A 10,217-nucleotide genomic window follows, 5' to 3' on the forward strand; every position below is an offset into this window, starting at 1 on the left:
AAGCCGCTCCTACACATAGGCTTCGTGGTAATGGCGACACACGACAGTGGGTTTGACGAGACCAATGACAATCAACGCGAACCGGGCGGGGCGCGGATATTGTCATGGTTTTCGAATAATAATCCTCGCCCCGGAAGACAATCATGAGCGTGCTCGTTATTTCAATCACTACCGTTGCTTTGGCGGAAATCGGTGATAAAACCCAGCTTCTTTCTCTGCTTTTGGCCAGCCGGTACCGTAAACCCGTGCCGATTATTCTCGCCATCTTCTTTGCCACCATTTTGAACCATGCTGTGGCTGCGTGGTTAGGCGTCATTGTCGCCGACTATCTCACGGAGGAGATATTACGGTGGGTGCTGATTATCAGTTTTGCAGTGATGGCGCTTTGGGTACTGATTCCTGACAAGCTTGATGATGAGGAAAGCATTTCAAACCGAGGCCCATTTGTGGCTAGTTTCATTGCATTCTTTATTGCCGAAATTGGTGACAAAACCCAGGTGGCAACAACAGTGCTTGGTGCACAGAATGCGGACGCGCTGACCATGGTGATTATCGGTACAACTATCGGTATGTTGCTGGCTAATGTACCTGTTGTTCTGCTAGGCAAGAAGGCGGCAAATGCTTTGCCACTGAATATTGTTCGGTATGCGACAGCTACGCTTTTTAGCGTGTTAGCTATCGCGACATTTTTGATGCGGTAATGGGCTATAGCCGCGGGAGAATGTGTGATTTTCTTGGCAACCTGTTTCTCTAGTCCATGCTAGTTTTATAGCAGTGTGACGGTGATGAAGGAGCGTGTTATGAACAGGTTTCTGGCAATTAGCCCTAAAAGCCAGTTGTGGCTGTTCCATTTAGCACTAGCGCTAAATATTTTGGGCATGGTGTTGACAAATATGTGGCTTCCTATGGTGGTTGGTGCAATAGTAACCACTTACTTATCTGTTGATGCAATGGTGCGGGTGAGGTACGTATTGCCCATGAAAAAAGCCATACGTGAACTGGAACACGAGAATATAACGCTGCGGCGGAAAATGAGCGACCTCGCACAGGCCACCGAGCTTTAACCAAAACTAAAAAGGCAGCATTGCTGCCTTTTTCATTTCCAGTGTGGTTATAACCCTTTTTTGATCAGGTAGCGAAACGGAAGGGTGTCAGATTGGTGTGCCACCAGGGTATGGTCCATAAAACGGCAAAAGCTGGGGATGTCCCGGGTAGTGGAAGGGTCGTCTGCAGTGATCAACAGGGTTTCTCCGTCTGCCATGTTACGGATTGTTTTTCTCACCATCATTACTGGCTCTGGACAGCGCAGCCCTTCAGCGTTTAAAAAGTGATCTGGATTTTCAAATATTGAGCTCATCTGCAATTATCACATTGAAAACGTCGACCTGATCATACTTATGAAGACTAAATATTCAACAGGGGTTGGTTTTGTAAAATATGTGTGTAAATTAATTAACAAGTTGTTAACGAGTCATATTTAGACAAAGTGAATGTCGCGAAACAACTAGGCTAACTCACTCATCGACTACACTCACCCAGTTTTCTTGGGCTTCCCCGCTTTCATGCGGGATTTTTTTTATTTGGCGTCTGCCAATATCGATAAAACCGCCTTTCCAATCAAATTTAACGTCAATCAGCGTGCTTATAATGCCAACGTTACCACTCTTTAGGTATGCTATGGAACTTGAAGATATTTACCGTCGCGATTTAAACCTGCTGGTTGCCCTGCGTGTATTGCTTGAGGAAGGCAGCGTCAGTAAAGCCGCTGTTCGTTTAAGCCTCAGCCAGTCAGCAATGAGCCGGGTGCTGGGGCGCCTGAGAGACCTTACCGGTGATTCGCTTTTTACCCGCCATGGCCAGCAATTAATCCCCACTCAATGGGCGCTGGAACTCAATGCGTCACTGACCGCCCCGCTGGATGCGCTTTGTCATGTTCTGTCACCGGAAGAGTTTGACCCGGCAAAATGTGAACAGTCTTTCAAGATAGCGACCACAGACTACGCCATGCAAACCATTCTGCCTTTTGCATTGCCCCGTATTTATGAAGAAGCACCGAGGCTGTCGCTGGAGTTTGCCCCCTTGCAACATGATCAGTTGATGCGTCAGCTGACGGCAGATGGATGTGATATGGCAATTTGCCGTCCAACAGGGAAGGTTGAGCCCTTACAGTCAGATAGTCTCGGGCTGGTGAGTGTATTTTGTCTGGTGGCGAAAAGTCATCCGCTGGCAGATAAAGCCATGACGCTTGACGATTACCTAGCGTACCCACATGCGGTGATTGCCATCAGCGATGGGGTAAAAGCGCTGATAGACGAAGCATTGCGGGGTTACCCTAAACCCAAGCTGGCGCTGCGCGCTTATCACCTGGAAGCTGCCGTGGCGATGGTGGAGAGTTTACCGCTGATCATTACTGTTCCGGCTGATTTGGCCTATCTGGTGGGTGAGAAGTATGGTTTGGTAATTAAGCCACTGCCGTTTGAGTTCAAGCCGTTTGATTATTCACTGATCTGGCATCCAAGAACGGAGCATTCGGCAGCGCAGGTTTGGCTGCGTAACCTGATAAAAGAAGAATGCGGAAGGCTGATAGCAACACGGATTAAAGATATGGGGTTTGTTTGATTTGGCGGATGACATAAAGGGGTAAAACGGAGCCAAATGACTCCGTTACTGCGTTACCGTAGTGATAATAAGGCTACAGCTTGATCACCACGCGGCCGGTGATTTGACCATTGGTTATAGCCTCTGCCGCTTCCGGTACGTCTTCCAGGGAAATTTCACGGCAGCCGCTTTCGTAATAGCTTGCTGGCAGTAGCTCAGAAATACGTTGCCACGCTTTCTGGCGACGCTCGAACGGTGCGTACACAGAATCCACCCCCAGCAGTTTCACGCCGCGCAGGATAAATGGCATCACTGTGGTGGGCAGGTCGAAACCTCCAGCCAGACCACAGGCTGCGACCGCGCCATCGTAATCAACCTGCGCCAGCACTTTTGCCAGCATCTTGCTGCCAACGGTATCCACTGCTCCTGCCCACAGTTGTTTTTCCAGCGGACGGGCAGGCTCTTCAAACTCACTGCGTTCCATTACGCGGGATGCACCCAGCCCTTTCAGCCACTCGCCGTTTTCGCTGGCACGCCCGGTAACGGCGACCACTTGATAACCCAGCTCTGCCAGCAAGGTGATTGCCACAGAGCCCACACCTCCACTGGCACCGGTGACCAGAATTTCGCCTTTCTCTGGTATGATGCCTGCATCCTGCAGCGCCTGAACACACAGCATGGCAGTCAGGCCGGCAGTACCGATTTTCATCGCCTGTTCGCCGGAAAGTTTTTCTGGCAGCGGTACCAGCCAGTCAGCTTTCAGACGCGCTTTCTGTGCCATGCCGCCCCAGTGGCCTTCACCGACACCCCAACCGGTCAGCACAACTTTCTGACCTTGGGTATAACGGGCATCAGAAGACTCTATCACAGTGCCGGTCAGGTCGATGCCCGGAACCATAGGAAATTGGCGGCAGATTTTTCCTTTGCCGGTGATAGCAAGGCCATCTTTATAGTTCAGTGAGGAATAATCTACGTCGATCAACACATCGCCTTCCGGCAGTTGGCTAATATCGAGTTGTTGAATGCTTGAAGTGGTGACTCTGTCTTCTTGGTCCAGTACCAGGGCCTTGAACATGGAATGTCCTCCGGAAAGGGGAATAAACGGTTGAATACAAGTGTAGAACCAAAGTGGCTATGAAAATAATGAAACTAACTCATTATTGCTATGCGTCTTATGCATGAATCTTATAGGAAAAACAAAGCCGGATATCAAACCCGGCTTTGGTCTGGCTGTGTGGTGATTACACGCGCTCGAAAACCGTCGCGATACCCTGACCTAAACCGATACACATGGTGGCAAGCCCCAGCTCGACATCTTGGTGTTCCATCAGGTTAATGAGTGTCGTTGAGATCCGTGCACCAGAACAGCCCAGCGGGTGACCGAGTGCGATGGCGCCACCGTTGAGGTTCACTTTTTCGTCAACCTTATCCAGCAAGCCTAAATCTTTGGCACAAGGCAGAGACTGGGCGGCGAAAGCTTCGTTGAGCTCCACCATGCCAATGTCATCAATCGTGACGCCCGCGCGTTTCAGGGCTTTTTGCGTTGCCGGTACTGGACCGTAACCCATGATGGAGGGATCGCAGCCTGCTACTGCCATCGAGCGCACGCGTGCGCGAATTGGCAAGCCAAGCGCTTTGGCTTTGTCTTCACTCATCACCAGCATGGCAGCTGCACCGTCAGACAGCGCGGAAGACGTGCCTGCAGTCACTGTGCCATTGGCTGGGTCGAACACCGGACGCAGGCTTGAAAGTGTTTCAACCGTGGTTTCCGGACGGATAACTTCATCGTTTTCCATCAGAAACAGGCCCCCTTTCTCGTCATGGGCTTCGGTCGGCATGATTTCATTCTTAAAGCGGCCTTCCACGGTGGCGGCATAGGCGCGCTGGTGGGAGCGGGCTGCAAAGGCATCCTGCTGCTCACGGCTGATGCCGTGCAGGCGGCCAAGCATCTCTGCGGTCAGACCCATCATGCCGGCAGCTTTGGCCACTGACTTCGAAAGCCCTGGGTGGAAGTCCACCCCATGGTTCATTGGCACGTGGCCCATGTGTTCAACGCCACCAATCAGACAGACATCGGCGTCGCCCACCTGAATGGAGCGCGCAGCATCATGCAGTGCCTGCATGGAGGAACCACACAGGCGGTTGACGGTGGTGGCGGCCACAGTGTGTGGAATACCTGCCAGCAGCGCAGCGTTACGGGCTACGTTAAAGCCTTGTTCCAGCGTTTGCTGTACGCAGCCCCAGTAGATATCTTCGATTTCTGTGGGATCAAGCTGCGGGTTGCGTGCCAGCAGGGACGCCATCAGATGCGCAGACAAATCTTCCGCGCGGGTGTGGCGAAATGCGCCGCCTTTGGAGCGGCCCATCGGGGTTCGGATACAATCGACAATCACGACGTTTTTCATGGTGTTTTCCCTCTCAATTCCTTGTGGTTAGGCAGACTGTCGTTGGGCATCGAAATACCCTTCGCCTTTGGTAGCTTTGTCGCGAAGACCTTGCGGCACTTCGTAGGCAGGACCCAGATTGGCCAGTTGGTCAGCGATGGCAACATAGTTTGTCAGTCCAATGGTATCCAGATAGCGGAATACGCCGCCCCGGAATGGAGGGAAGCCAAGGCCGTAAACCAGCGCCATGTCTGCTTCTTGAGGGGTAGCGATGATGCCTTCTTCCAGACAACGCACCACTTCGTTGATCATCGGCACCATCATGCGGTTGATGACCTCTTCGTCGCTGTAATCGGCTGCAGAACCTAAAACAGATGCCAGCAGGCCGGTTACATCCGCATCCACGTCTTTTTTCGGCTTGCCTTTACGGTCGATTGAATATTTGTAGAAACCCACGCCATTCTTCTGACCGAAGCGCTCGGATTCGAACATCACATCCACCGCATCGCGGTAGCTTTTCGCCATGCGCTCAGGGAAACCTTCCGCCATCACGGCCTGCGCATGGTGCGCAGTATCAATACCCACCACATCCAGCAGGTAAGCCGGGCCCATTGGCCAGCCGAATTTCTTCTCCATCACTTTGTCGATTTTTGTAAAGTCAGCGCCGTCACGCAGCAGCATGCTGAAACCGGCAAAGTATGGGAACAGCACGCGGTTTACGAAGAACCCTGGGCAGTCGTTCACCACTACTGGGCTTTTGCCCATCTTGGCGGCATACGCTACCACGCGCGCGACAGTTTCTTCAGACGTATCTTTACCGCGGATCACTTCCACCAGTGGCATACGGTGCACCGGATTGAAAAAGTGCATGCCACAGAAGTTTTCTGGTCGCTTGAGCGATTTCGCCAACAGATCGATTGGAATGGTTGAGGTGTTGGAGGTCAGTACCGCACCTTCCGGCAGCAAGGCTTCCACTTCACTCAGTACCGCGGCTTTCACTTTCGGGTTCTCGACCACGGCTTCAACAATGACGTCGGCCTGCTCGATACCTGCGTAATGAAGGCTAGGGGTGATAGAGGCGAGGATGTCAGCCATCTTAAGACCATTGATACGGCCACGTTCCAGTTGTTTATTCAAAAGCTTCGATGCTTCTTTCATGCCGGTTTCCAGCGACGCCTGACTGATGTCTTTCATCAACACTGGCACGCCTTTACTGGCTGACTGGTAGGCGATACCGCCGCCCATGATACCTGCGCCCAATACAGCTGCTCGCTCAGTGGCTTTGCCTTCTTTCGCCGCTTTCTTGGCTTTCGATTTCAGGTACTGGTCATTGAGGAAAATCCCGACCAGTGCCTGGGTAACATCATTTTTCGCCAGTTTGACGAAATGTTTGTTTTCGACCAGCAGGGCACCGTCACGATCCAGACGCGCGGCTTCTTCAATCGCAACCACGGCCGTCATAGGTGCCGGGTAGTGAGGACCCGCCACTTGCGCTACCATGCCTTTGGCCATGGTGAAGCTCATGGTGGCTTCCATCTTGTTCAGTTGCAGCGGCGCTTTTTTCTGTGCGCGGCGAGATTGCCAGTCCAGCTTGCCGTCAATCGCTTGCCTGGCAAGGGCAATTGCAGCATCACGCAGGTCGTCGGGTGCCGTCACGGCATCGACCAGACCGATTTTCAGCGCGGCATCGGCTTTGCTCTCTTTCCCCGCAGTGATGAGCTCCATCGCGGTATCAGCACCCACCAGTCGGGGCATGCGGACGGTACCGCCAAAGCCTGGCATGATGCCGAGTTTGGTTTCTGGCAAACCAATACGGGCGGTGGAATCTGCAATACGGAAATCAGTGGCAAGGATACATTCGCAGCCGCCACCCAGTGCGAAACCGGAGATCACCGAAATCGTCGGGAAAGGCAGGTCTTCGAGCTTGTTGAAGATATCGTTCGCGTGCGTCACCCACTGAGAGAGCTCTTCCTCTTGCTTGGCAAAGAGGCCGAGGAACTCAGTGATGTCTGCGCCCACCACAAAGGCAGGCTTTGCTGAGGTCAGCAATAGGGCTTTGACGTCAGACTTTTGTGATAGCGCGTTAAGCCCCTCATTGAGTCTTTCCAGTGTCGCGAGGTCAAATTTGTTAACTGAGCCGGGGGCATCGAGATTCAGTTCCACGAGGCCATCTTCCAGATAGCGCACGGACAGGGTGTCACCTTGGTAAATCATGTTCTATCTCCGTATTGCCAGATCTTTGTCTGGTTTGGTTTACCTTTAGGTAGAGTAAGCGTAGTTCGCTTTAGTCTGAGCCTGGGTGAACAAAAAGGCAATAAAAATGTTAAACGATTGTTTTAAATTTGTGTTTTATGTGGTTGTTTGAATTCTGGATTTGTTTCGTTTCAATGCGTTAGCGCTTTTTCTGAGTTCGTGAATGACTGTGTTAAAATCCAGCACCCTTTCCATTTCTGGTGACTAGCATGAAAACAGCGCCTTATCTGATCCCGTCATCGCCAGTGGTGATGGAAGAAGAGATTAAAAAGAGCCGCTTTATTACTTATCTTGCCCATACACCAGGCATTGAGAGTGCTAAAGCGTTTGTCGCAGAGATAAAAGCCAAACATGCTGATGCGCGCCATCATTGTTGGGCATTCGTCGCCGGGCGTCCGGAAGACTCCATGTGCTGGGGGTTCAGTGATGACGGTGAGCCATCTGGTACGGCGGGTAAACCCATCCTTGCGCAGCTTTCCGGTAGCGGCGTGGGGGAGATCACGGCAGTGGTCACGCGATACTATGGTGGTATCCGTCTCGGTACCGGAGGGCTGGTGAAAGCGTACGGGGGTGGTGTGCAACAAGCATTGCTGCAACTGGAAACGAAAGAGAAGGCAATCATGGTGCAGTTCACTATAAGCTGTGAATACCCTCACATTGCCTTGATTGAATCGATACTGGCTTGCCACAACGCGGTTCAGGTTAATGCTGAATTCAGCCATAATGTGGTGATGACAGTGGAAGTAGATGCGCGGAGTGCTGACCTGATCGCCGGGGAAATTATTAACCGTTCCCGTGGTCAGGTAAGTGTGGCCGGGCTGAATAATAACACATAATTCAGGCTCACCCCTGGATAGAAGGATGAGCCGTCTCAGGCTATGCAATTTCGCTCAATTATTCGAATTGTCGGGCTGCTTCTTGCCCTTTTCAGTATCACCATGCTGGCACCAGCTGTGGTGGCATTTATCTATCGCGATGGCGAAGGTTTTCCCTTTGTTCTCACATTCTTCCTTCTTCTCGCGGGTGGTGGTCTTCTCTGGTTCCCTAACCGGCATTTCCGACACGAACTGAAAGCCCGTGATGGCTTTCTTATCGTGGTGTTGTTCTGGACGGTAATCGGCAGTGCGGGTTCGGTCCCGTTTATGCTTTCTGAGCAGCCCAATATGTCGGTGACCGATGCCTTCTTTGAATCATTTTCCGGCCTGACAACCACCGGAGCGACGGTCATGATGGGGCTTGATGACCTGCCTAAAGCGGTGCTCTTTTATCGCCAGCTTCTGCAATGGTTCGGGGGGATGGGGATCATTGTGCTGGCAGTGGCTATCCTGCCTGTGCTGGGTATCGGTGGGATGCAGCTTTACCGTGCTGAAATCCCGGGGCCAGTCAAAGACAGCAAGATGACGCCACGAATTGCAGAAACGGCGAAGGCGCTTTGGTATATCTATCTGGCGCTGACTGTTTCATGTGCTTCTGCGTACTGGCTGGCAGGGATGTCAGTGTTTGATGCCATCAGCCACAGTTTCTCGACCGTCGCGATCGGTGGATTTTCAACCCATGATGCAAGTATCGGCTATTTCAATAGTCCGGCGATTAACTTTATTACGGTTTTCTTCCTCTTTATTTCTGCGTGTAATTTCTCGCTGCACTTTGCTGCTTTTGCCAGCGGTAAGCTGCATCCAGGATATTATTTTAAAGATCCGGAGTTCCGTGCCTTTATTGTGATCCAGCTTATTCTGTTGGTGATCGTGTTCAGTATGCTGATAAGCCACGATACGTATGAATCCGCGTTCGATGCTTTTAATCAGGCTATCTTCCAGACGGTGTCGATTTCCACGACGGCCGGTTATACCACCACAGGATTCTCTGATTGGCCGCTTTTTCTGCCTGTGCTTCTCTTGTTCTCTTCTTTTATTGGGGGCTGCGCAGGCTCGACCGGTGGCGGAATGAAAGTAATTCGAATCCTGTTACTATCGCTTCAGGGGTCGCGTGAGCTGAAACGTCTTGTTCACCCGAGGGCGGTGTATACCATCAAAGTCGGCAACAAAGCGTTACCGCAACAGGTCGTGGATGCGGTATGGGGTTTTTTTTCGGCTTATGCTCTGGTGTTCGTGATTTGTATGCTGGGGCTGATTGCTACCGGTATTGATGAGCTGACAGCATTCTCTGCAGTGGCTGCCACATTGAACAACCTGGGGCCAGGCCTTGGTGAAGTGGCGGCTCACTTCGGTGATATTAACAGTGGTGCGAAATGGGTGCTGATAGTCTCCATGTTGTTTGGCCGGTTGGAAGTATTCACCTTACTGGTTCTCTTTACGCCAACTTTCTGGCGTAGCTAATCGCTTTGATAGGAATAATGATGAAAAAGGCACTCTTACTTCATTCCAGCCGCGAAGGGCAGACTCTAAAGATTCTTCGTGCCATTGAGAGCGAGCTATCAGAAAGCTACCAATGTGAGTTGGTGGACTTGCATGAAATGCCCGAGGTGAATTGGGAAGATTACGATAAGGTACTGATTGGTGCTTCAATTCGTTATGGCCATCTGAACAAAAAACTGTATCGGTTTATTGAAACCAACCTTTCATCACTTAAAAATAAGAAAGCGGCTTTTTTCTGTGTCAACCTAACTGCACGCAAGCCCGGCAAGGATACGCCGGAAGGCAGTGTTTACATGAAAAAATTCCTAAAACGTTCACCCTGGCAACCTCAGCTTCTGGATGTGTTTGCTGGCGCGCTCTATTATCCCCGTTATCGATTCTTTGACCGTGTCATGATCCAGTTCATTATGAAGATGACCGGCGGGGAGACTGATCCAACCAAAGAAATTGAGTATACGAATTGGGATAGAGTAAAGGTGTTTTCAGGCCAATTTCGTTCGCTTTAAACCCATTTTGAGTGAAAAATGGTCGAACGCGCCGTTTTCGATAAAAAACTGCAAAAAAGCCATTGCCAGATTTTTTCGCCTCCCTATAATGCCGCCTCACC

10 protein-coding genes are annotated in these 10,217 nt (G+C 51.3%); 6 read left to right on the forward strand and 4 right to left on the reverse strand.

Annotation, left to right across the window (positions count from 1 at the left end; genetic code table 11):
* Window positions 1–143: 143 nt before the first annotated feature.
* Window positions 144–701: a TMEM165/GDT1 family protein gene (locus VHA_RS00640; RefSeq protein WP_005500806.1), complete on the forward strand. Its 558-nt coding sequence runs from the start codon at window positions 144–146 to the stop codon at window positions 699–701.
* Window positions 702–800: 99 nt separating this feature from the next.
* Window positions 801–1,064, forward strand: a complete 264-nt coding sequence (locus VHA_RS00645) for a hypothetical protein (protein ID WP_040527917.1) — start codon at window positions 801–803, stop codon at window positions 1,062–1,064.
* Window positions 1,065–1,111: 47 nt separating this feature from the next.
* Here VHA_RS00645 and tusA read toward each other — a convergent pair whose 3' ends face one another.
* Complete coding sequence (gene tusA, locus VHA_RS00650; RefSeq protein ID WP_005500807.1) at window positions 1,112–1,357, reverse strand: sulfurtransferase TusA; 246 nt, start codon at window positions 1,355–1,357, stop codon at window positions 1,112–1,114.
* A gap of 320 nt (window positions 1,358–1,677) precedes the next feature.
* Here tusA and VHA_RS00655 point away from each other — a divergent pair, with 320 nt between their 5' ends.
* Window positions 1,678–2,619 carry a LysR family transcriptional regulator gene (locus VHA_RS00655; RefSeq protein ID WP_005500808.1) on the forward strand — a complete coding sequence of 314 codons (942 nt, stop codon included), beginning with the start codon at window positions 1,678–1,680 and terminating at the stop codon, window positions 2,617–2,619.
* 73 nt (window positions 2,620–2,692) lie between these two features.
* Here the strand turns inward: VHA_RS00655 and acuI are convergent, their stop codons facing one another.
* The 3 genes from acuI to fadB all read right to left on the reverse strand — a co-directional run bounded on the left by acuI (window position 2,693) and on the right by fadB (window position 7,196).
* Window positions 2,693–3,673 (reverse strand): acrylyl-CoA reductase (NADPH), encoded by a 981-nt coding sequence (gene acuI, locus VHA_RS00660; RefSeq protein ID WP_005500809.1) that lies wholly within the window; start codon window positions 3,671–3,673, stop codon window positions 2,693–2,695.
* 166 nt (window positions 3,674–3,839) lie between these two features.
* Complete coding sequence (gene fadA / locus VHA_RS00665) at window positions 3,840–5,003, reverse strand: acetyl-CoA C-acyltransferase FadA (RefSeq protein ID WP_005500810.1); 1,164 nt, start codon at window positions 5,001–5,003, stop codon at window positions 3,840–3,842.
* A gap of 27 nt (window positions 5,004–5,030) precedes the next feature.
* Window positions 5,031–7,196 carry a fatty acid oxidation complex subunit alpha FadB gene (gene fadB, locus VHA_RS00670; protein ID WP_005500811.1) on the reverse strand — a complete coding sequence of 722 codons (2,166 nt, stop codon included), beginning with the start codon at window positions 7,194–7,196 and terminating at the stop codon, window positions 5,031–5,033.
* Window positions 7,197–7,444: 248 nt separating this feature from the next.
* Here fadB and VHA_RS00675 point away from each other — a divergent pair, with 248 nt between their 5' ends.
* The 3 genes from VHA_RS00675 to hemG are packed head-to-tail and all read left to right on the forward strand — an operon-like array spanning window position 7,445 to window position 10,116.
* Window positions 7,445–8,071 (forward strand): YigZ family protein, encoded by a 627-nt coding sequence (locus tag VHA_RS00675; protein WP_005500812.1) that lies wholly within the window; start codon window positions 7,445–7,447, stop codon window positions 8,069–8,071.
* Between the two features lie 42 nt (window positions 8,072–8,113).
* On the forward strand, window positions 8,114–9,571 hold the full coding sequence (locus VHA_RS00680) for a TrkH family potassium uptake protein (protein WP_005500823.1): 1,458 nt from the start codon (window positions 8,114–8,116) through the stop codon (window positions 9,569–9,571).
* Window positions 9,572–9,591: 20 nt separating this feature from the next.
* Window positions 9,592–10,116, forward strand: coding sequence for a menaquinone-dependent protoporphyrinogen IX dehydrogenase (gene hemG, locus VHA_RS00685; protein WP_005500824.1), 525 nt, complete (start codon window positions 9,592–9,594; stop codon window positions 10,114–10,116).
* Window positions 10,117–10,217 lie beyond the last annotated feature (101 nt).

It is taken from the genome of Grimontia hollisae CIP 101886 (assembly GCF_000176515.1).
Lineage (GTDB): Bacteria > Pseudomonadota > Gammaproteobacteria > Enterobacterales > Vibrionaceae > Enterovibrio > Enterovibrio hollisae.